Source organism: Arthrobacter sp. AL12 (assembly GCF_029960645.1).
Classification (GTDB): Bacteria; Actinomycetota; Actinomycetes; order Actinomycetales; family Micrococcaceae; genus Arthrobacter.
Genome location: NZ_JASBQY010000016.1, coordinates 16,150 through 36,422 on the forward strand (window position 1 = coordinate 16,150; position 20,273 = coordinate 36,422).

Annotated in this window: 23 protein-coding genes; 6 read left to right on the forward strand and 17 right to left on the reverse strand. The window is 67.7% G+C overall.

Annotated elements, in window-relative coordinates; translation table 11 throughout:
• Nucleotides 1-55 precede the first annotated feature (55 nt).
• Nucleotides 56-1,324, forward strand: a complete 1,269-nt coding sequence (locus tag QK291_RS15255) for a PrsW family intramembrane metalloprotease (protein WP_282383424.1) — start codon at nt 56-58, stop codon at nt 1,322-1,324.
• A 73-nt stretch (nt 1,325-1,397) separates the two neighbouring features.
• Here QK291_RS15255 and nusB read toward each other — a convergent pair whose 3' ends face one another.
• The 15 genes from nusB to QK291_RS15330 all read right to left on the reverse strand — a co-directional run bounded on the left by nusB (nt 1,398) and on the right by QK291_RS15330 (nt 15,686).
• A complete protein-coding gene (gene nusB / locus QK291_RS15260) occupies nt 1,398-1,808 on the reverse strand; it encodes a transcription antitermination factor NusB (protein WP_282383426.1) in 411 nt (136 codons plus the stop codon).
• Nucleotides 1,808-2,371, reverse strand: coding sequence for an elongation factor P (gene efp, locus QK291_RS15265; RefSeq protein WP_282383428.1), 564 nt, complete (start codon nt 2,369-2,371; stop codon nt 1,808-1,810). Before efp ends, nusB begins: the two co-directional genes overlap by 1 nt.
• 179 nt (nt 2,372-2,550) lie before the next feature.
• On the reverse strand, nt 2,551-3,069 hold the full coding sequence (locus QK291_RS15270; RefSeq protein ID WP_282383430.1) for a tetratricopeptide repeat protein: 519 nt from the start codon (nt 3,067-3,069) through the stop codon (nt 2,551-2,553).
• Nucleotides 3,069-4,160: a 3-dehydroquinate synthase gene (aroB, locus tag QK291_RS15275; protein WP_282383432.1), complete on the reverse strand. Its 1,092-nt coding sequence runs from the start codon at nt 4,158-4,160 to the stop codon at nt 3,069-3,071. The genes QK291_RS15270 and aroB overlap by 1 nt, the downstream gene beginning before the upstream one ends.
• The gene (locus QK291_RS15280; RefSeq protein WP_282383435.1) at nt 4,157-4,762 is read right to left on the reverse strand and encodes a shikimate kinase; all 606 of its coding nucleotides are present in this window, start codon (nt 4,760-4,762) and stop codon (nt 4,157-4,159) included. The genes aroB and QK291_RS15280 overlap by 4 nt, the downstream gene beginning before the upstream one ends.
• On the reverse strand, nt 4,762-5,961 hold the full coding sequence (gene aroC, locus QK291_RS15285; protein ID WP_282383439.1) for a chorismate synthase: 1,200 nt from the start codon (nt 5,959-5,961) through the stop codon (nt 4,762-4,764). The genes QK291_RS15280 and aroC overlap by 1 nt, the downstream gene beginning before the upstream one ends.
• A gap of 26 nt (nt 5,962-5,987) precedes the next feature.
• On the reverse strand, nt 5,988-6,911 hold the full coding sequence (locus QK291_RS15290; RefSeq protein WP_282383442.1) for a shikimate dehydrogenase: 924 nt from the start codon (nt 6,909-6,911) through the stop codon (nt 5,988-5,990).
• Nucleotides 6,908-8,521 carry an endolytic transglycosylase MltG gene (mltG, locus tag QK291_RS15295; protein ID WP_282383445.1) on the reverse strand — a complete coding sequence of 538 codons (1,614 nt, stop codon included), beginning with the start codon at nt 8,519-8,521 and terminating at the stop codon, nt 6,908-6,910. The genes QK291_RS15290 and mltG overlap by 4 nt, the downstream gene beginning before the upstream one ends.
• Nucleotides 8,502-9,116, reverse strand: a complete 615-nt coding sequence (gene ruvX / locus QK291_RS15300; protein ID WP_282383447.1) for a Holliday junction resolvase RuvX — start codon at nt 9,114-9,116, stop codon at nt 8,502-8,504. The genes mltG and ruvX overlap by 20 nt, the downstream gene beginning before the upstream one ends.
• Nucleotides 9,117-9,126: 10 nt before the next feature.
• Nucleotides 9,127-11,805, reverse strand: a complete 2,679-nt coding sequence (gene alaS / locus QK291_RS15305) for an alanine--tRNA ligase (RefSeq protein ID WP_282383449.1) — start codon at nt 11,803-11,805, stop codon at nt 9,127-9,129.
• A gap of 145 nt (nt 11,806-11,950) precedes the next feature.
• Nucleotides 11,951-12,217 (reverse strand): DUF6167 family protein, encoded by a 267-nt coding sequence (locus QK291_RS15310; RefSeq protein ID WP_282383452.1) that lies wholly within the window; start codon nt 12,215-12,217, stop codon nt 11,951-11,953.
• Nucleotides 12,218-12,237: 20 nt separating this feature from the next.
• Nucleotides 12,238-12,612, reverse strand: coding sequence for a DUF948 domain-containing protein (locus QK291_RS15315; RefSeq protein ID WP_282383455.1), 375 nt, complete (start codon nt 12,610-12,612; stop codon nt 12,238-12,240).
• 145 nt (nt 12,613-12,757) lie between these two features.
• On the reverse strand, nt 12,758-13,384 hold the full coding sequence (gene rpsD / locus QK291_RS15320) for a 30S ribosomal protein S4 (RefSeq protein WP_282383458.1): 627 nt from the start codon (nt 13,382-13,384) through the stop codon (nt 12,758-12,760).
• A gap of 206 nt (nt 13,385-13,590) precedes the next feature.
• Complete coding sequence (locus QK291_RS15325) at nt 13,591-13,989, reverse strand: cupin domain-containing protein (RefSeq protein WP_282383461.1); 399 nt, start codon at nt 13,987-13,989, stop codon at nt 13,591-13,593.
• A 212-nt stretch (nt 13,990-14,201) separates the two neighbouring features.
• Entirely contained in the window at nt 14,202-15,686 is a 1,485-nt protein-coding gene (locus QK291_RS15330) for a replication-associated recombination protein A (protein ID WP_282383464.1), read from the reverse strand.
• 60 nt (nt 15,687-15,746) lie between these two features.
• Between QK291_RS15330 and QK291_RS15335 the strand changes: the two genes are divergently transcribed.
• Nucleotides 15,747-16,394 carry an acVLRF1 family peptidyl-tRNA hydrolase gene (locus tag QK291_RS15335; protein ID WP_282383467.1) on the forward strand — a complete coding sequence of 216 codons (648 nt, stop codon included), beginning with the start codon at nt 15,747-15,749 and terminating at the stop codon, nt 16,392-16,394.
• A gap of 76 nt (nt 16,395-16,470) precedes the next feature.
• Here QK291_RS15335 and QK291_RS15340 read toward each other — a convergent pair whose 3' ends face one another.
• A complete protein-coding gene (locus QK291_RS15340; RefSeq protein ID WP_282383470.1) occupies nt 16,471-17,115 on the reverse strand; it encodes a hypothetical protein in 645 nt (214 codons plus the stop codon).
• Entirely contained in the window at nt 17,116-17,688 is a 573-nt protein-coding gene (locus tag QK291_RS15345) for a hypothetical protein (protein WP_282383473.1), read from the reverse strand. It abuts the gene before it with no gap.
• A 217-nt stretch (nt 17,689-17,905) separates the two neighbouring features.
• Between QK291_RS15345 and QK291_RS15350 the strand changes: the two genes are divergently transcribed.
• The 4 genes from QK291_RS15350 to QK291_RS15360 all read left to right on the forward strand — a co-directional run bounded on the left by QK291_RS15350 (nt 17,906) and on the right by QK291_RS15360 (nt 20,229).
• On the forward strand, nt 17,906-18,649 hold the full coding sequence (locus QK291_RS15350) for a phosphotransferase (RefSeq protein ID WP_282383475.1): 744 nt from the start codon (nt 17,906-17,908) through the stop codon (nt 18,647-18,649).
• 308 nt (nt 18,650-18,957) lie between these two features.
• Nucleotides 18,958-19,170: a hypothetical protein gene (locus tag QK291_RS19075; protein WP_348994585.1), complete on the forward strand. Its 213-nt coding sequence runs from the start codon at nt 18,958-18,960 to the stop codon at nt 19,168-19,170.
• Nucleotides 19,167-19,583, forward strand: a complete 417-nt coding sequence (locus QK291_RS15355) for a hypothetical protein (RefSeq protein WP_348994586.1) — start codon at nt 19,167-19,169, stop codon at nt 19,581-19,583. The genes QK291_RS19075 and QK291_RS15355 overlap by 4 nt, the downstream gene beginning before the upstream one ends.
• Nucleotides 19,573-20,229 (forward strand): class I SAM-dependent methyltransferase, encoded by a 657-nt coding sequence (locus QK291_RS15360; RefSeq protein WP_282383477.1) that lies wholly within the window; start codon nt 19,573-19,575, stop codon nt 20,227-20,229. Before QK291_RS15355 ends, QK291_RS15360 begins: the two co-directional genes overlap by 11 nt.
• Nucleotides 20,230-20,273 lie beyond the last annotated feature (44 nt).

A 20,273-nucleotide genomic window follows, 5' to 3' on the forward strand; every position in this document is an offset into this window, starting at 1 on the left:
GCGCCCCGGCGCCGCCGGTCTGCGTTTAGGCTCACACGGACATAGGCTCGGGTGCATGACGACGAACGATCCGCGGCCGGGCCCTGACCACCCCGGCTACTCCCCCGGCGGCCGGCGGCCGCTTCCCCAGCAGGCCAACCCGACGTGGCTGGGGCACGTCCGGCCGCAGTACTACCAGCAGGCGCCGGCAAACGGCCGCGGGCGGGTCCAGCCGGTCCTCCCGCCTGCCCTGCCGCCGGTCCGGGGCGGGCGCCGCTCCGCCGGCGCGGTGGGGCTTGTGCTGGCCGGTGGGTTCCTGGCGTTCATCAGCCTGTTCCTGGTCCTGCCGTTCCTGCTGGGCAGCACCGGTATCTCCGGCTTCGTCATCGGCTTTATCGCCTCGCTGATTCCGCTGGGGACCGTGCTGCTGACAGTCCGCTTCATCGACCGCTGGGAGCCGGAGCCCAAGTCGCTGCTGCTGTTCGCCTTCGTCTGGGGGGCCGTGGTTTCGATTGCCGTGACGATGCTGATCCAGCCCTATTTCTCGCTTGTGGCGGGGCCGGCCTCGGGCCTGGACTACACGACCTTCGCCGTGACCGTCCAGGCGCCGGTGGTGGAGGAATTCGCCAAGTCTCTGGGACTGCTGTTGCTGCTGTTCTTTGCCCGGAAACATTTCGACGGCCCGGTCGACGGCGTGGTGTTCGCCTTCACGATCGCGGCCGGTTTCGCGTTCACCGAGAACATCCTCTACTTCGGCCGCGCGATCGCCGCATCCAGCGACCCCGGCACGGACCTCGCGGTGGTGTTTTTCCTCCGCGGCGTCATGTCACCGTTCGCGCACGCCATTTTCACCGGAACCACCGGCCTGATCATGGGCTTCGCGGCACGCCGCTGGCACAACGGGCTGTCCGTGCTCGCGTTCGCCGTCGGGCTCGTGCCCGCGATGCTGCTGCACGGCGCCTGGAACAGCATGGGCGAGAACTTCCTGGCCCAGTACCTGCTGGTGCAGGTCCCGATCTTCCTGCTGGCGGTCCTGGTCATCGTGCTGCTGCGGGTCGCGGAGCGCCGGCTCACCCGCCAGCGGCTCAAGGAATACGCGGCGGCGGGCTGGTTCACCGCTGCCGAGGTGGAGATGCTGGCCACCCCCGGCGGGCGGCGTTCCGCGCTGCGCTGGGCCAAATCCGTCGGCCGGGGCCCGCAGATGGCGGCGCTGCTCCGTGCCGGGACCCAGCTTGCCTTCACCCGGCAGCGGATCCTCAGCGGCCGGGACGTGCCGGCGCACCAGCTCGATGAGCGGCACCAGCTCGCCGAGATCACTGAGCTCCGGGCCGCCGTCGTCGGCTGAGGCGGACAGCAAGAACCCCGCCCGGGTGGCCCGGGCGGGGTTCTTGGTAGAGCGTGCCTAATTGCCTTACGACTCAGGCGAGCAGCGAAGGCTTCAGCTGCTGCAGCCGGCCCAGCAGGCCGTTGATGAACGACGGCGACTCGTCCGTGGAGAGGGTCTTGGCCAGTGCCACGGCCTCGCTCACGGCAACGCCGTCGGGAACGTCGTCGTTGTAGAGCAGCTCCCAGGTGCCGATCCGGAGGATTGTGCGGTCCACCGAGGGCATCCGCTCCAGGGTCCAGCCCTGCGAATAGGTTTCCAGGAATTCGTCGATCGCGCCCTGGTGGGAGACTACGCCTTCAACGATTTCAAGGGTGTACGGGTTGACGATCTGGTCCGTCTGCTCCCGGCGGGATTTCAGTACATCGAACGCAGAGACGGAACGCTGTTCCGCCTCGAAGAGAACATCCAGGGCCCGGTTACGGGCCTTACCGCGTGCACTCACTAGTCGTTGACCCGCCCGAGGTAGCTGCCGTCGCGGGTGTCAACCTTGACCCTGGTGTTGTTCTCAACGAACAGCGGCACCTGGATCTCATAGCCGGTTTCGAGCGTGGCGGGCTTGGTGCCGGCCGAGGAGCGGTCGCCCTGCAGGCCCGGCTCCGTGTAGGTGATCTCGAGTACCACGCTCGGGGGCAGCTCGATGTAAAGCGGGTTGCCCTCGTGGATGGCGATGTTCACCATCTGGTTCTCCAGCATGAAGTTGGTGGCGTCACCGACCGTTGCGCCGGAAACCGTGAGCTGGTCGAAGTCGGCCGTGTCCATGAACACGAAGTCCGCGCCGTCCTGGTACAGGTACTGGTAGTCGCGGCGGTCAACCGTGGCGGTCTCGATCTTGAGTCCGGCGTTGAAGGTCTTGTCGACGACCTTGCCGGACATCACGTTACGCATCTTGGTGCGCACGAACGCGCCACCCTTGCCGGGCTTGACGTGCTGGAACTCAATGATGTTCCAGAGCTGGCCCTCAAGCTTCAGGACGGTTCCGTTCTTGATGTCGTTAGTGGTTGCCACTGTATCCTCTGGTTTCTTATCTGACTGCTTCTAGCTGCCAGCCGGTTATGCCAGGCAAGCATGCCGATTGGCCCGCCAGCGCGTATTTATCAAAAATCCAAGAACCATTCTACCGGTTCTGCGGGTCCGCTGCCGGACGCCCCCTGCAGGACTTGCGCGGAGGTCCCGGCTGCGCCGTCTCAGGAATCGCGGTCCAGCACATCCCGGGCGCGCTGGACAGCCACGGTGGACGCGTAGATCAGGGCCGCGTCGGCGGACCCCGCAACACGAAGGTCCAGCGCCTCGGTGAAGGATTCGACGGCGGCGGCGATGTTGCCGCTGGCAAAGTAGGACCGTCCGAGGTGCTCGCGGATGACCGCCTCATCCGGCGTGCCGCGGGTCTCTGCAAGCAGCTGGCGGAACAGTTCCACGGCCCGGTCCAGCCGGTTGGAGACCCGCAGGACGTCGGCTTCGAAGATGCGCAGGCGCAGCGAGGAGGGGTCGCTGTACCGGGCCTCGGCGAGCAGTTCGGCGGCGTCGGCGGGGTGCCCTTTGACTAACAGCACGAAGATCCGGTCGCCGGGGTCCGTCGAGGCTGCCAGCTCTTCGGCGACCGCGTCCTCGTTGACGATCTGCGGCACCAGGCTGTCGGGATTGATCCTGATCCCGGGGAACCCGGCATCCGGCCAGTCGCTGGTGCCGCCGGGGAGGAATCCCATCAGGAGGCGATCTCCTGGTAGGCGGCGAACAGCAGGGAGGTGTCCGGGACGTCGAGGATGCCGGGGCGGGCCACGCCGTCGAGCACCACAAAGCGCAGCAGGTCGCCGCGGGACTTTTTGTCCCGCCGCATGCCGTCGAGCAGCGCCTGCCAGCGGTCGCGCCGGTAGGTGATGGGCAGCCCCAGGCTCTCCAGGATGCTGCGGTGCCGGTCGGCGTCGGCGTCGCTGAGGCGGCCGACGCTGCGGGCCAGCTCGGCGGCGAACATCATGCCGACGGAGACGGCGGCGCCGTGGCGCCAGGAGTAGCGCTCGACCAGTTCGATCGCGTGGCCCAGGGTGTGGCCGTAGTTGAGGATTTCTCGCTGGCCGGTTTCCTTGAGGTCGTCGGACACGACCCTGGCCTTCACCGTGATCGCGCGTTCGATGAGTTCCCGTACGGCGTCCGAGCGCGGGTCGGAGACGGCGGCCGGGTCCTTTTCGATCAGCTCGAGGATGGCCGGATCCGCGATGAAGCCGCACTTGATGACCTCGGCCATGCCGGAGATCATCTCGTTCTTGGGCAGGGTGTCCAGGGTGTCGAGGTCCGCGAGGACACCGGCCGGCGGGTGGAAGGCCCCGACGAGGTTTTTGCCTTCGGCGGTGTTGATGCCGGTCTTGCCGCCCACGGAGGCGTCCACCATGCCGAGCAGGCTGGTGGGCATGTGGATGACCTTGACCCCGCGCAGCCAGGTCGCGGCCACGAACCCGGCCAGGTCGGTTACGGCTCCGCCGCCGACGGCGACGACGGCGTCCGAGCGGGTGAAGTCATTCTGCCCCAGCACCTGCCAGCAGAAGGAGGCCACCTCGATGTGCTTGCCTTCTTCGGCGTCGGGGATCTCGGCGGTCAGCGCCGTGAAGCCGGCCGAAGCTAGTTCTTCCCTGACGGTGTCGCCGGTAAGGCGCAGCGCCCGCGGGTGGATGACCAGGACACGCTTGACCCGCTCCCCCAGCAGCCCGGGCAGACTGGCCAGCAGGCCGCGGCCCACCACGACGTCGTAGTTCTCCCCGGGCGTCTGCCCGGTGACCTTGATGACGGTTGATTCGGTGATCACTTTTCAACTTCCTTTGTCGCCGCTGGCGGGGGTACGGCCGCGGTTCCTGCGGCCTCATCCCCGTGCAGCGCATCTTCCAGCCGGTGTGCGATGTCCGGAACGGATCCGTTCCGGACATCGATGACCAGGTCGGCCAGCCGCTCGTAGACCGGCCGCCGGGTGGCGAACAGGCTCTTCCATCGTTCCATGGCGTCTCCGGCCAGCAGCGGCCGGCCGGAATTCCTGGCTATGCGTTCCGCCACGGTGTCCGCATCGCATTCGAGGTAGACCACGGTGCAGTGCTCCAGCAGCTGCTGCGTGCCGGAGTCCAGCACGGCGCCGCCGCCCAGTGAGATGACCGTACTGCCGCCCCGGGCGTCCTCGATGGCGCGGGCGACAGCCCTGGCTTCCAGCTCACGGAAGGCGTGCTCGCCGCGGCTGGCAAAGATTTCCGCGATGGATCCGTGGTTGGCCACCACCACGACGTCGGTGTCCACGAACCGGGCGCCCAGCTGCTGGGCAAGCTGCCGTCCGATGGCGGATTTTCCGACCGCCATCGGCCCGATCAACGCAATGGGCCGGGCCGCCGCCAGGGCCGGCACTGCCGGTGTTTCGGCGGGCACTAGTGGCCGATCGAGTCCAGGGACGCCGGAATGTTGTCCAGATAACCCTTGATGTTGCGGGCGGTTTCCTGCACGGAATCGCCGCCGAACTTTTCCGTAACCGCCTCGGCCAGCACCAGCGCCACCATGGCCTCGGCGACGACCCCGGCCGCGGGGACCGCGCAGACGTCGGAGCGCTGGTGGTGGGCCTTGGCGGCCTCACCGGTGCTGACATCGACGGTCTTGAGGGCGCGCGGCACGGTGGCGATGGGCTTCATCGCGGCGCGGACGCGGAGCACGTCGCCGATGCTCATGCCGCCTTCGATGCCGCCGGCGCGGTTGGACGTGCGGATGATCCGGCCGGCGGCGTCCTTGACGATCTCGTCGTGGGCGGCCGAGCCGCGGCGGGACGCGGTGAGGAAGCCGTCGCCGACCTCGACGCCCTTGATGGCCTGGATGCCCATCAGGGCAGCCGCCAGCCGTGAATCGAGGCGGCGGTCCCAGTGGACGTAGCTGCCCAGTCCCGGCGGGAGTCCGTAGGCGAGGACCTCAACGACGCCGCCGAGGGTCTCACCTTCCTTGTGCGCGATGTCGACCTCGGCGACCATGGCGTCGGAGGTCTCGCGGTCAAAGCAGCGCAGCGGGTCGGCGTCGAGGGCCAGGACGTTGTCCGGGACCGGCAGCGGCCGGCCTTCGGGGACTGAAGTAGTGGCGATCGCTACTGTGTGGGAGACGAGCTCGATGCCGAGCTGCCTGAGGAACGCTGAGGCGACGGTGCCGAGGGCGACGCGGGTGGCGGTTTCGCGGGCGCTGGCGCGCTCCAGCACCGGACGTGCCTCGTCGAAACCGTATTTCTGCATGCCGGTGAAGTCTGCGTGGCCGGGCCGGGGGCGGGTCAGCGGGGCGTTGCGGGCCTGGTCGGCGAGGATCTCGGGGTCCACGGGGTCGGCAGACATGATCTGCTCCCACTTGGGCCACTCGGTGTTGCCGACCTGGATGGCGACGGGGCCACCCTGGGTGATGCCGTGGCGGACGCCGCCGAGGATGGTGACCACATCCTGCTCGAACTTCATCCGCGCGCCGCGTCCGTAGCCGAGCCGGCGGCGGGCCAGCGAATCGGCGATCTGGGCGCTGGTGAGTTCAACACCGGCGGGCACGCCTTCAATAATTCCGACCAGAGCCGGGCCATGGGATTCACCGGCAGTCAACCAACGCAACATAAAATCCATCCTGCCATGTAAGGCGGTTAGAACACCCGTCGGGGCGCCCCGACTGCGTCACACATCACATCTATGACCTCAGCCGGCACGGCCTCCCCCAGGCCGGTGAAGTGGCGGACCTGCTCCACAGCCTGGTAGATGAGCATCTCGAGTCCGGGGACCACGGTGCCGCCGGCTTCCTGCCAGGCGGAGGCGATCCGGCTCGGCCAGGGATCGTAGGCGACGTCCAGCAGCACCCCGGGCCTGACCCCTGCAGCATCGCTCGACGGCCCGCCGGCGCGCTGCGCGAAGAGCTGCCCGAGTTCCTCCGCGAGCGGATCCGCGGCCCGGGGCGGCAACGTGGAGATGACGACGCCGGCCCCGGCGACGGCGGCAGCAGCCCCGGCCAGGGGAAGGACCCGGATGGGAAGGCCGATCGCGGCGGCGGCGGCCCGCGCCTCAGCGGCGCGGGTGACATCGCGGACGAAGATGTCCGCGTCCGGCGCGCCCAGTTCCTGCAGCGCCGCAATGGCAGCGGCAGAGGTGCCGCCACCGCCCAGCACGACGGCGGTCGGCGCGGACGCGGCCCCGGCATGGCGGAGCGCGTTGACGATTCCGGCGACGTCGGTGTTGTAGCCGACCAGGCGGGTGGCGCCGGCGCTGTCTCCCGGCGCCGGACGCTCGAAGACGACCGTGTTAACGACGCCGAGGTCGCGGGCCACGCCGCGGACCTCATCCACCTCGCGGACCATGCAGGACTTCAGCGGCATCGTGACCGACAGCCCCCGCCAGGCCTTCCCCTGCCGCACGTCTTCCCGGACACGGGCCATAAAGGCAGGCAGCGCGTCCTCGGTCACGTCAATGGCCGAATAGTCCAGCTCCACACCCAGACGGGCGTACGCAGCCCGGTGCAGCGCAGGGGACTTGGAATGGCTGATCGGGTGCCCGAGCACGGCGGCCCGGAGCGTCATACGCAACGTCCGGGGTTGTCCTCACACCAGGCGTTGTACTTGGCCACGTAGGTGTTGTGCTCCGCCAGCGTCTTGGAGAACAAGGTTTCCTTGGTGTCCAGGTTGATTGTCACCCAGTAGAGGTAGTCGTTTGTCTTGGGCTTGGCAGCCGCGTCAATCGCGGTCTTGCCCGGCGATCCAATCGGTCCAACGGGCAGGCCCTGGTTGGCGTAGGTGTTGTACGGGTTGGACTTGTCGGCCTTCTGGTCCTCGTCGATGTGGAAGCTCTTGATGCCGAGCCCGTAGGTCACCGTGGCGTCGGACTGGATGAGCCCGTTCGTCTCGAGGTTGCCCGGCTTAAGGCGGTTGTAGATCGCGCCCGCCACGTCGCCGTACTCCGCCTGGCCGCCTTCGGCCTGCACGATGCTCGCGACCGTGACGACGTCGTACTGCTTCGCCGGATCGGTGACGCCCTGGGAGGTCAGCTCGTCCAGGGTGGTGGTGACGAGCTTCTGCAGCACCTCCTTGGCCGGGGTGCCGAGCGGGAACCGGTATTCGCCGGGAGCGAGGAAGCCTTCGAGGTTCGTGGCCTTGGCGGGCACGCCGAACTGGGTGGGCGAGTCGCTGAGCTCCTTGAGCTGGGCGACCGGCACACCAGTGCCAGCGGAGATGGCCTCCAGCGATTCGCCGATTCTGAGCCCGGCGCTCAGCGCGAAGTACATGACTTTGCCCTGGTCCTTGTTCAGCAGCACGGCCACGGCGTCGGAGTTCTTCATTTCGTTGCGCATCGTGAAGTCCCCGGGGGCCAGTGCCCCTCCGGAGGCCACGAATTCCCGCAGGAACGTGTCGGCGTCCGCCACCACCTTCTTGGCCTCTAGCTCGGTCGCCACGGACCTCGGTCCGGCGCCCGGCGGCACGGAGATAAGGACCTCGCCGGTGCCGGGACCCGGGTAGTCGGCCGCCGTGTCCCCGCCGAGGAGGGGCTTGAGGAACTGCGCGCCGACGGCGACGGCCACAATGAAGACCGACAAAGACAGCAGCAGCGCCAGGAAACGCCGCCGGCGGCCGACCTTCTTGGACGGACCCTTGGACGTGGGGATGGCGGCACCTCCGGCCAACACAACATGGCCGCCTTCCTCGTGGTATTCAGCAGGACGGCCGTCGGCCTGGTAATGCACGGCATCCTCACCGGCAACACCACCGGCGTACTCGTGAACGGGTTCGTAGTATTCGGGCTCGTCGTGGACGGAGCCCTGGTGCGCGGCGTCTTCGTGCACGGGCGCTGCCAGGACAGGCTCGTCAAGCACCGCGTCGTCGTGCACGGGCGCTGCCGGGACAGGCTCTTCATGCACGGTGGGGGCTGCCGCGGGCCGGTCCGGCGCATCGGCGCCATGGATCGGCGGAGTCTGGACTGCGTCATCAGCGTGAACATCTGCGTCGTCGGCGCCGGGCCCGGCGCCGGGCGCGGCAGGCGTGATGTCCTCGCCGGTCTCGAAGGCCTGCGGCGGGATAACGTCCTGGCCCTCGGTCCCCTGGACCTTCTGTTGGGTCCTGAGCTCTTTACGGGTCAGCGGTCGGCCGGCGCCGCCGAGAACTTCGCCGGAGGAGTCGTCACTGTTGACCGGGCTCACTGTGGCCTTCCATTTTAGGCAGAATGCGTTGGGCAGAATGCGTGTCTACTGCCGGGCAGGCCTGAGCGCCATCCCCGGTCGGCCCCGGCGTGGACTCCGCGTAAACGCGGACTCCGACCTCCGTCCCCCTGGCCTTTTGCATATCAAGTGCATGTTGCAGGATACCTGCCGCCGCAACCTGATCAACTACTCTACGGTGATTTCGGCTGCTCATGCCAGCTTCGTGCAGGCTCCGGTGGGCCGACACTGTGCTCAGTCGCTCGTCAACCAGCCGGACCGGAACAGAAGACCCGCACTCCCCCAGTTTACCCGCCAGTAGTTTTGCATAGTCCGTGGCCATCCGGGCCGAGGCATGTTCCTCGCCCTTCATCGTCCGCGGCAGGCCGACAAAAATCTCCACGGCGCCAAGTTCCGCGGCCAGGGCCGCAAGGATCCGCACGTCGGTGTTCTTTTTCACATTCCGTTCCAGGGTGCGCAGGGGGGTGGCCAGGATGCCGTCACGGTCGCAGATGGCCACGCCGACCCTGACGGTGCCGACGTCTACCCCGAGCTTGACGCCCAGGGGGTAGTCGCCGGGCACGGCTGCTTCGTTCACGGATCGTCCGTTATCGCCGGGTAATGGCGTCCACGACGGCCGTGAGTGCGGCGCCGACCTTGCCGGCGTCCGTGCCGCCGCCCTGGGCGACGTCGTCCTTGCCGCCTCCGCCGCCGCCGAGGATGCCGGCGGCGAGGCGCACCAGCGCGCCTGCCTTGACGCCGGCTGCCCTGGCGGCTTCGTTGGTGGCGATAAGGATCACGGGGCGGTCATTGCTGACGCCGGCGACGGCGACGGCGGCCGGCTCGGAGCCGAGACGGGTCCGCAGGTCCAGCGCCAGGCCGCGGAGGTCATCCGCGCCGCTGACCTGGCCGGCGTCGTGCGCAATGACCTTGATGCCGGCGGCGTCCTTGGCAGTACCCACGAGCTGCGCGGCTGCTGCCGTGAGCTGTTCCTTGCGCAGGCGTTCGAGTTCCTTCTCGGCGGTTTTGAGTTTGGTCAGCGTGGTGGCGATCCGGTCCGCGAGCAACCCGGAGGGAACCTTGAGCAGTTCGGTCAGTTCGGTCACCAGGGCGCGTTCAGCGGCAAGGTGCCGGAAGGCGTCCATGCCGACAAAGGCCTCGACGCGGCGGTTTCCCGATCCGACGGACTGTTCCCCGAGCAGGGAGAGGCTGCCGATCAGCGAGGTGTTCTCAACGTGCGTGCCGCCGCAGAGCTCACGGGACCAGGCGCCGTCGATCTCCACGACGCGGACCTCGTTGCCGTAGTTCTCGCCGAAGAGCGCCATGGCGCCGAGGGCCTTGGCCTCGGCGAGGCCCATGATCCTGGTCTCCACCCGGTGGTTGTTGCGGATGGCGATGTTGGAGACTTCCTCGATTTCCGAGCGGGTGGCCGGGCTCAGGCCTTCACCCCAGGCGAAGTCGAAGCGCAGGTAGCCCGCCTTGTTGAAGGAGCCGCGCTGCAGCGCTTCCGGGCCGAGGATCTGGTGCAGGGCCGCGTGCACGATGTGCGTGCCGGTGTGGGCCTGTTCGCCGGCGTGCCGGCGTTCCCGGTCCACGGCCGCCTGGACGAGCGATTCGGCGCCGATTTCGCCCTCCCGGACGATGGCCTTGTGCACGCTCAGGCCCTTGATGGGGCGCTGGACGTCCAGGACCTCGACGACGAAGCCGTCGCCGGTGATCAGTCCGGTGTCCGCGGCCTGGCCGCCGGCCTCGGCGTAGAACGGGGTCTCGGCCAGGACGAGCTCGATTTCGTCGCCCGTAGAGGCCTGGGAGACCTTGCGTCCGGCGGCGAGGATGCCGCGGACCTTGGACTCGCCCGTGAGCTCGGTGTAGCCGGTGAAGACGGTCTCACCGGCGGACAGCAGCTCCTGGAAGGCGCTGAGGTCCGCGTGGGAGCCCTTCTTGCCCTTGGCGTCGGCCTGGGCGCGCTGGCGCTGTTCGAGCATGAGCTTGCGGAACTCCGGCTCGTCGACCTTCAGTCCGGCCTCATCGGCCATTTCGAGGGTGAGGTCGATCGGGAAGCCGTAGGTGTCGTGCAGAGCGAACGCGTCGGCGCCGGAGAGCGGCCGGCCGGCGGCCTGGGACTCCTTGACGGCGTCCTCGAGGCGGGCCGTGCCGGAGGCGATGGTGCGCAGGAACGCCTTCTCCTCGGCGTAGGCGATCCGGCTGATCCGGCTGAAGTCCGTCTCCACGATCGGGTAGACGCCCTTCATGGCATCACGGGAGGCGGGCAGCAGTTCAGGAAGGCAGGCCCTTTCGACGCCGAGCAGGCGCATGGAGCGCACTGCGCGCCGGATCAGGCGGCGCAGCACGTAGCCGCGGCCCTCGTTGGAGGGGGTCACGCCGTCGGCGATCAGCATGAGGGAGGAACGGATGTGGTCCGCGACGACGCGCATCCGGACGTCGTCGGTGTGGTGCGGGTCCTCCGGGGACTCGGCCGAGGTGTATTCCCGGCCCGAGAGCGCCGCGGCCCGGTCAATGACGGGGCGGAGCTGGTCGGTCTCGTACATGTTCTCGACGTCCTGGAGGATCATCGCGAGACGTTCCATGCCCAGGCCGGTGTCGATGTTCTTCTTGGGCAGTTCGCCCGTGATGTCGAAGTCGACCTTCGAGCGCACATTGTCGATCTGGTACTGCATGAACACGAGGTTCCAGATTTCCACGTAGCGGTTCTCGTCCGCGATCGGACCGCCCTCGACGCCGTAGGCGGGGCCGCGGTCATAGTAGATCTCCGAGCACGGGCCTGCCGGGCCGGGCTGGCCAGTGGACCAGTAATTGTCGGCCTTGCCCATCCGCTGGATCCGCTCGGCGGGCATTCCCGTGTTGTTCAGCCAGAGCTGCTCGGCCTCGTCGTCCTCTTCGTAGACGGTGACCCAGAGGCGCTCGGGCGGCAGGCCGTAGCCGCCGTCGTCAACGCCTGTGGTGAGCAGTTCCCAGGCGAACTTGATGGCGTCTTCCTTGAAGTAGTCGCCGAAGGAGAAGTTGCCGCACATCTGGAAGAAGGTGCCGTGGCGGGCGGTCTTGCCGACTTCCTCGATGTCGCCGGTGCGGATGCACTTCTGCACGCTGGTGGCACGCTTGTACGGGGCTTCCTCCCGGGCGGTCAGGTACGGGATGAACGGGACCATGCCGGCGACCGTGAACAGCAGGGAAGGGTCGCTGGAGACCAGGGACGCGGAGGGAACCGCCGTGTGGCCCTTGCTGACAAAAAAGTCGATCCAGCGCTTGGTGATCTCCTGCGACTTCATGAGCTGATTACTTACCCTTCAATATTCACTGCGTCTGTTGTTGCGTCTGCGGTTGCGCGTGCGGTCCGCGGGAACGGTCTGGTCCTGGCCTTAGGCCGTGCCGGCGGTCCTCGTGCGGGTGCCGCCCTTAATAATTCTCTCCCGGCTAGCGCCGGACTGCATCCCGGCTGGCTGTGCCGTGGCCGATGGCCTTCTCCAGGCCGGCATCGATGCCGAGGGCAGAGCGGAGTTCTGTCTCGCGCTCGTTCATGCCTTCGCGCACGGCGTCGGCGAAGTCGTAGATGCCGTCGGCGAGCCGGCCCACTGCCCGGTTGAGGCCCTCAGGGCCCAGGTTTGACTGCGCCTCGGTGATCTTGCGGAACGCGATGACGCCGATGGCGACGCCGATTCCCATCCAGATGATTCTGTTCATGTCAGGTTCTCCAGCGGGGATTAGCGGCTGCGGCGGCCGGTGGCGGGCTTTTTACGGGCAGAGAAGGCCGCCCGCACGCCGTAGCTGAAGGAGGCGACCTTGATCAGGGGCGAACCCACGGTGGCGGCCATGAGCGAGGACAGCGCCGAGATGTTCGCCGAGGCGTCGGAGACGTTGTTCGCGATCCCGTCGACCTTCTTCAGTTGCTCGTTGGTGGTGGAGACGGTTGCCGTGACTTCGTCCATGAGCGGGGTCGCGCCGTCGCTGATCGAACGGATCGAGGTCCGCACTTCGTCGAACACACCCCCGAGCTTCAGAATCGGCACGGCGAGCAGCAGGACCAGCAGTGCAAACACTCCGGCCGCGATCAGGCCGGCAATATCGCCACCAGTCATAGTCGTTCATCTCCTTGTTGCGTTGTGTCGCTGCGGGCGTCTCCGGCTGACACAGCCGGCAACCGCAGAAGTCCCCCAAGTACCTTACATACAAAGAAGCCCGCGGCGCTTGCCACGGGCTTCTTTGTAAGGTGTCGCGTTGGATCTAGCGTGCGTAGAATTCCACGACGAGCTGCTCTTCGCAGGTCACGGGGACCTCGGAGCGCTTGGGGCGACGGACCAGGCGGGCCTGCAGGGCGTCGAGCTTGACGTCCAGGTAGGCCGGGACGATCGGCAGGACGTCGCGGTGGGCGCCGGCTGCTGCGACCTGGAACGGAGGCATGGTTTCGCTGCGGCTGTGAACGTGGACCAGCTGGCCCTCAGAGACGCGGAACGACGGGCGGTCAACGCGGATGCCGTCGACCAGGATGTGGCGGTGGACAACCAGCTGGCGGGCCTGGGCGATGGTGCGGGCGAAGCCGGCACGCAGCACGAGGGCGTCGAGACGCATTTCGAGCAGTTCGATCAGGTTTTCACCGGTCAGGCCCTTGGTGCGGCGTGCCTCTTCGAAGGCACGGGTCATCTGGGCTTCGCGGATGCCGTACTGGGCGCGCAGACGCTGCTTTTCGCGCAGACGTACGGCGTAGTCGGAGTCCTGCTTCTTGCGGGCACGGCCATGCTCACCGGGGCCGTACGGGCGGCGCTCCATGTACTTGGCGGCCTTGGGGGTCAGAGCAATGCCGAGGGCACGCGAAAGGCGTGCGGTACGGCGAGCACGAGTGTTGTTAGCCACTTGTGTCCTTCCAATATCTGCGGTGTGAGTGTGTTACTGGCCTCCACGATGGAGAGCATCGGCCAACCGCTGCCTTTTGCTACTGGGCACAGGGCAAACCCCTCAGATGGGCATCGCAACAGCGTGCAATGCTGAAATCACGTGAATTGTGCGTCCGTGCCTTGCCAGACAACGAACAACCCTACCATGTCGGGGTCGGCGGACCGTCAGGTCCTGGCATGCACGCCCCGCCCGCTGCGACGCCCGAACGATGCCGCCCCCAGGAATTCGACCGCCACGAACGGGGCGGACCCGGCAACCCATTCGTCATGGCCGGGCGGAATTGCGTAGGTGTCGTTGGCGCGGATGGTGGAGCGCAGCCCGTCAGCGGATTCCACTTCCATCTCCCCCGAGATGCAGAACCCCAGATGGTGGTGTTCGCAGAGGTCGGTCTGTTCCAGGGGTCTGATGGACTGGGACCACCGCCAGCCCGGGCCGAGGATCAGCCGCGCCACCGAGTAGTCGTTGACGGTGACGAGGTCGAATTCGGCGTTGTCCGGGCACCGTTTCTTGTCCGGCAGATCAAAGGACTTAACGGCCAGGGCGGTGACGAAATTGACGGGCATGGGGGGCACGACCTTGTGATTTGGGCGACGGAGCCTTGCATGAAGGCAGGCTATTGAGGTGCCGGCGGCCAACCTGGGGTCCGGGAAGCGAAGAGCCGGCAATATGTGCTGCTGTCCCCACCAGGCACGCACGCTCAGCAGGTCCTTGCTGACTTAAGTCCACGTTAGACCTCGGCGCCGGGAAGTCAACGCCCACTTTCCCGGCCCGCGGGTCACTTGCCCCGGATGATCCTGCGCAGCCGCTCCAGCCGGGTGGAGATGTCCCGTTCGGCGCCGTTGGCGGTCGGCTCGTAGTAGTTGCGCCCCACGAGGTCATCCGGCGGGTACTGCTGCGTGGCCACCGAGTGGGGCGCGTCATGGGCGTACTTATAGCCCTGCCCGTGGCCCAGCTGTTTGGATCCCGGATAGTGGGCATCGCGCAGGTGGGCGGGGATGCCGTTGCCCAGCCCGGCGCGGACATCGGCGATGGCCTGGTTGATCCCCATGTAGGCGGCGTTGGATTTGGGTGCCGTGGCGAGGTGGACGACGGCCTCGGCCAGGATGATGCGGCCCTCGGGCATGCCGATCAGCTGGACGGCCTGGGCGGCGGCGACGGCGGTCTGCAGCGCCGTCGGGTCGGCCATGCCCACGTCCTCGGCCGCGGAGATGACGATGCGGCGGGCCACGAATTTCGGGTCCTCCCCCGCTTCGAGCATCCGGGCGAGGTAGTGCAGGGCGGCGTCGACGTCGGATCCCCGGATGGATTTGATGAAGGCGCTGGCGACGTCGTAGTGCTGGTCGCCGGCGCGGTCATAACGCACGGACGCGACGTCGAGGGCACGCTCCGTGTGCCTGAGTTCGATCTTCATCGGAGCTTCCCCGGCGGCTCCGGCGGCGGCCCCGGCCACGACGGTGCCTGATCCGACTGCGCCGGGTGTGCCTGCTTTGACTGGGTCGGTGTCGTCCGCGTCCCCGAAGGCGACCCCGGCCGCCGCTTCGAGCGCGGTCAGCGCCCGGCGGGCGTCCCCGCCGGAGAGCCGGACCAGGTGTGCCAGGGCCTCACCGCTGAGTTCCACCTTGCCGCCGAGCCCGCGGGCGTCGGCGGCGGCCCGCAGCAGCAGTGCCTCGACGTCGGCGTCGGTGAGCGGTTTGAGGGTCAGCAGCAGGGACCGCGAGAGCAGCGGCGAGACGACGGAGAACGAGGGGTTTTCGGTGGTCGCGGCGACCAGGACCACCCAGCGGTTCTCGACGCCGGGCAGCAGCGCGTCCTGCTGGGCCTTGTTGAAGCGGTGGATCTCGTCCAGGAACAGCACGGTCGTGGTCTTGAAGAGGTCGCGGGCGGTGAGGGCTTCGTCCATGACACGGCGGACGTCCTTGACGCCGGCGGTGATGGCGGAGAGCTCGACGAATTTCCGGCCGGGGCCCTTGGCAATGACGTGGGCTAGCGTGGTCTTGCCGGTGCCGGGAGGCCCCCAGAGAATCAGCGAGCTGGGACCCGCGGGGCCGGTGGCGTCCGTTCCGGCGGCGAGCTGGCGCAGCGGCGAGCCCTGTCCGAGGAGGTGCTGCTGGCCCACCACGTCATCGAGGGTCCGCGGCCGCATCCGGACGGCGAGCGGGCTGCGCGGCGAGGAGGCGCGGGCCGCCCCCGCTTCCTCGGCGTCGCCGTCATCCTCGATAGCGCCGCCGCTGTCCCGTCCTGCGCCAAAGAGATCATCCACATAGATAGGCTACTTCTAGTTCCCGCCCGCCCCGACACCCTCACAACGGAGACCCCCGTCATGACAAGCACCGAGACCCGTGTGGCGTTCGTCTCCGGCGCCCGGCTGCCGGGCTGGGTGGAGCGCTTCGCCGCGAGCCACGGCCCCCTCAGCGAGGCCGAGCTCGACGGCGGGCTGCAGTTGAGTGCCGCGGACGGGGCCGCGGCCCTCCTGCAGGCGCCGTGGCCGGTGGACGGCCGTCCGGGGCGAGGCAGCGACGCCGCCGCCCGCCTCGCCTCGCTGGCGTCCCAGCCGCGGAGCCTCGGCGCCGTGCTGGTCCGGCGCGGAGGTTACTCCGTGGCGGTGGTCAGCGGCGGGGCCGTGCTCGCGTCCAAGACCGGCACCCGGCACGTCCAGTCCCGGACCGCTGCCGGAGGCTGGTCCCAGCAGCGTTTTGCCCGGCGGCGGGCGAACCAGGCCGACGCCCTGGTGGAGGCCGTGGCGGACCATGCCGCCCGGATCTTCGCGGACCACCGGATCGAGTACCTGGCGCCCGGCGGCGACCGGACCCTGGCCGAACAGGTCCTCGCCGAACCGGTGCTGAAGCAGTACGCCGCCCGGCCGAGGCTCGCATTCCTGGACGTCCCGGACCCGCGCGCCGCGGTCCTGAAGCAGGCCGCGGCGGACCTGTGCGCGGTGCGCGTCCTGGTGACGGATCCGCCGTCGTAGCAGCGGCCGCCATGCCATCCGCGCAGTCAGCTGACGGGCGACGGCGACCGTTCTGCCTTGGCGTGCCGCCCGGTCCTCATCGGTGCCTTTCGTCGAGCTGGTTGGGAATTACGACGTCGGCCGGGTTGTCGCTCGATCCGCGCACAAACAGGCGCGGCGCCCCCAGGGCTGGAGCCTGCAGCCACATCGGCACCCGCGCGATCCAGCCGATGATCCAGAACCCTGCGCCGGCCAGGACCATCAGCGCGAGGCCGCCCCCGAACGCCCAGGGGGCCCACACCGGACCAAGCAACTCCCGGCCCTGGTCAGTGCCGCCGGCGACGAACGCGAAGAGACCCACGATGAGGAAGAAGCCGAGGAAACCTCCGCCGGCCGTTATCGCGTCGCCGCCAAGAATGCCTGACAGCAGCAGCGGGAGCACGGTTCCGATGCCGAGGAGCCAGACAGCCAGAATAACGAGAGTCTCTTCTGCGTCACCCCCGACATTGACGCCGATCGGTCCTATGATGAGCCCGGCGCCGATGAATACGAACATGAAAACAACGAGGGCGGTGCTGGTCCTGGTGATGAAGCGATCGCTGAAGCGGAATGTACCGTCCGGGCGGGGGGTCTGCGCGTGGGCGTGTCGCGTCGGGGCCCGGAACGTCGGCTGCGCCGATGCGTTCTTCTTTCGTGTTTTTCGCCGAGCCGTCTTCCTGTTGCCCACGATCAGCACCCCCAATTATCGATCAAATGGATAAATCGAGTCTACGGTGCCCACAGTGAGCAGGCCGCTATCCCGGAGGGCGCCGTCGTGGCTCGGGCGCCGTTGTGGCAGATATCTCACCGGCGCCCGTTCGTCCAGCTCGTTGGGACGCACGATGTCGGCGGGGTTCTCGCTCGATCCGCGCACGACCACGCGCGGCGAGCCCAGGACGGGGGCCTGTAACCACATCGGCACCCGCGCGATCCAGCCGACGATCCAGAAGCTCCCGACCGCGAGGGCCATCAGGGCTGTGCCGCCCCAGAACGCCCACGGAGTCCAGGTCCGACCGAGCATCTCCTGGCCCAGTTCAGTGCCGCCGGCGACCGCGGCCAGCATGCCCAGGATGAGGAAGAAGCCGATGAATCCGCCCCCGGCCCGGATTGCCTCGCCGCCGAGAACCGCCGCCAGCAGGCTGACGAGGACGGTGGTGGCCATTTTGATGAAGCGGTCGCTGAACCGGAACGTTCCGTCCGGCCGACAGGCCGGGGCGGGGGCCGCCTGTCGCGTCGGCGCCCACGGCTCCGGCTGTGTCGCTGTTTTCTTCTTCACAGTTCCTCTTACCCATGCAATCGACCCACCGAAAATTCGATCAAATGGATAAATCGAGTATCCGGCGTCAGCGGGCAGCCAGCCGCCGGACTAGCTTTTCGTCGGCGTCGAACGAAGGCGCGACGCCCAAAGGACGCAACGTAGTCGGATCCGGCCCGATATGCCGCCGCCCAGCATCGGCCGTACCTGACTGCGCGTTGCGTACTAGATTGGTCCGATGACGGATGAAGTGGTTCTCGCCGGCGGTAACTCGACCCTTGTAACGAGAGTCGGCCAGACCGTGCGGCGGACGACTGGGCCGTGGACGCCCGCCGTTCATGCGTTTCTCGATGCCGTCCGGTCCGCGGGCGTCAAGGAGGTCCCCGAACCCCTGGGCCTGGACGAACATGGCCGGGAGGTCCTCACCTTCGTTCCGGGAGACGCTGCGCACTACCCGCTGCCGCAGTGGGTCTGGTCCGCGTCGATCCTGCACGACGCGGGGGCTTTGCTGCGACGTATCCACGACGCCAGCATTGGCCTTGCCGGGGCGGACCTCCGGTGGCAATTGCCGACCCACCATCCGGCGGAAGTCGTGTGCCATAACGACACCGCGCCGTACAACATGGTCTTCCGGGACGGACAGCTGGCGGCCCTCATCGACTTTGATACCGCCTCGCCCGGACCTAGAGTCTGGGACTTCGCCTATCTGGCATACCGCCTGGTTCCCTTGGGCGAAAACGGCGGAGACACTGCCCCCGCCGCCAGCGAGAGACACTCCCGACTTGATGACTTGATCGGGGCCTATGGTCTCCCCTTTGAGCACCGTGACGTCTATGAAACCCTCCGGGCCAGGCTGGACGAACTAGCCGACTTCACGGACAGGCGCGCTGCCGTCACGGGTCGAACGGACTTCCTCGACCATTCCGCCATGTATCGTCGCGATCGCGACGCAATTTCCGCGTTTGTCATCCAGGCTGGCTAGCCAGGGTACCTGGCCGGAAGGCCCCTGTGGATGGAAGCGCGGCACCGTCACCGGTGCGGTGTCGGCAATGTGGGGGTACTGGCGTCTCAGTCCCCTGAGCAGAAATTCGAGTGATGAGGCCCCGTCAAGCTCTCCATAGTTGTCGCCGAACATGAAAAGTGCAGGTCCTATTGCTGCGGGGTCATGGTAACTAATGGTTGCTGTCTTCAGCCCGGATCGGATGGGCTCGAAGTAGGCCGTGTCCATCGCAGGCGCTCCCGCCCGAGTCGTGGAGCGCGGCGCGGGACCCGTCTGCCTAAGCTTTACCCATGCGTTCTTACCAGGACCGGCTTCCGCATCCCCCGAAGCGGGTGCTCGTGGCCGGGGTATCTGGAGTGGGCAAGACAACGCTTGGCGGGCGAATCGCCGCCCTCACGGGAGGTCCGCACACAGAGATTGACGCGCTCTTCCACGGGCCCGCCTGGACCCCGCGGCCGGAGTTTCTCGCAGACGTCCGCTCGCTGATCAGGACCGATGCGTGACCACCGAGTGGCAGTACGACACCGCGCGGCCGCTGCTCGCAGGGAGCGCAGATTTGCTGGTCTGGCTCGACTTTCCCTTTGTGCGCGTCACGCTCCCCCGGCTCGTCCGGCGCACCATCCGCCGCCGATGGAGCCGGGAAGAGTTGTGGAACGGCAACACCGAAGCCCCGCTGTGGACAGTTCTCACCGAGCGTGAGCACATCGTGCGCTGGGCCATCCGGTCCAGGCGGAACTACACAGCGGCAGTGCCCCTCCTCATCCATGAATACCCGGACCTCATCGTTGTGCGGCTGCGTTCGCAACAGGAAGCTGATGGATGGCTGTCCGGGCCGTTGGCCGCCGCGGTCGGCGCGTCCGGCGCGGTCGCACCCGACGAACAAAGGAAGCCGTTACCCTGTCCAGATGACTGCTGATATTCGCCTTGACAGCGTCCGGTCGACGTATGACGCGGTGGCGGAGAGCTACGCGGGCCAGCTGCCCGACGCCAGCTTCGAGGCGCCGACGGACCGCGGCATGATCGAAGCCTTCGTCAGACATGTCACCCAGACACCGGCCCGTCCGGTAGTCGACGCCGGCTGCGGAACGGGCCGCATGACCCGGTTGCTGGCGTCGCTGGGTGTGGCCATTTCAGGGATTGATCTGTCCGCCGGAATGATTGCCGTCGCCCGCAGAACCTCGCCGGAGCTCGCCTTTGAGGTGGCCGATCTGTCGGAACTTCCGTACACGGACAGGCAGCTGGGCGGCGTCTTTGCCTGGTACTCGATCATCCATACGCCGCCCGGGGATCTCCCCCGGATTCTCGCCGAGTTCTTCCGCGTTCTGGCGCCGGGGGGCCATGCACTGCTCGGTTTCCAGGTCGGTGGGGGCCACCGGCATCTCTCCCGGGCCTACGGGCACGACGTGTCGCTGGAGGCCCACTTCTTCACACCGGAGCTCGTCGCCGGCCACTTGACCGGCGCAGGCTTCACCGTGATCGCTCAGATGACACGCCAGGCACGTGCGCATGAAAAGACCCCGCAGGCGGTCCTTCTCGCCCGCCGGCCGGCCACGGAGGCATAGCCCCGCCGGCAATTCCGGGCGTCATCGCCATGCCGCCTTTGCCG

What these genes read in the sequence shown, in the direction of transcription:
- QK291_RS15255 (WP_282383424.1), top strand. Translation starts at nt 56, where the DNA reads ATGACGACGAACGATCCGCGGCCGGGCCCTGACCACCCCGGCTACTCC.
- QK291_RS15270 (WP_282383430.1), bottom strand. Translation starts at nt 3,069, where the DNA reads ATGGGATTCCTCCCCGGCGGCACCAGCGACTGGCCGGATGCCGGGTTC.
- aroC (WP_282383439.1), bottom strand. Translation starts at nt 5,961, where the DNA reads ATGTTGCGTTGGTTGACTGCCGGTGAATCCCATGGCCCGGCTCTGGTC.
- QK291_RS15290 (WP_282383442.1), bottom strand. Translation starts at nt 6,911, where the DNA reads ATGACGCTCCGGGCCGCCGTGCTCGGGCACCCGATCAGCCATTCCAAG.
- alaS (WP_282383449.1), bottom strand. Translation starts at nt 11,805, where the DNA reads ATGAAGTCGCAGGAGATCACCAAGCGCTGGATCGACTTTTTTGTCAGC.
- QK291_RS15310 (WP_282383452.1), bottom strand. Translation starts at nt 12,217, where the DNA reads ATGAACAGAATCATCTGGATGGGAATCGGCGTCGCCATCGGCGTCATC.
- QK291_RS15315 (WP_282383455.1), bottom strand. Translation starts at nt 12,612, where the DNA reads ATGACTGGTGGCGATATTGCCGGCCTGATCGCGGCCGGAGTGTTTGCA.
- QK291_RS15325 (WP_282383461.1), bottom strand. Translation starts at nt 13,989, where the DNA reads ATGCCCGTCAATTTCGTCACCGCCCTGGCCGTTAAGTCCTTTGATCTG.
- QK291_RS15335 (WP_282383467.1), top strand. Translation starts at nt 15,747, where the DNA reads ATGACAAGCACCGAGACCCGTGTGGCGTTCGTCTCCGGCGCCCGGCTG.
- QK291_RS15350 (WP_282383475.1), top strand. Translation starts at nt 17,906, where the DNA reads ATGACGGATGAAGTGGTTCTCGCCGGCGGTAACTCGACCCTTGTAACG.
- QK291_RS19075 (WP_348994585.1), top strand. Translation starts at nt 18,958, where the DNA reads ATGCGTTCTTACCAGGACCGGCTTCCGCATCCCCCGAAGCGGGTGCTC.
- QK291_RS15360 (WP_282383477.1), top strand. Translation starts at nt 19,573, where the DNA reads ATGACTGCTGATATTCGCCTTGACAGCGTCCGGTCGACGTATGACGCG.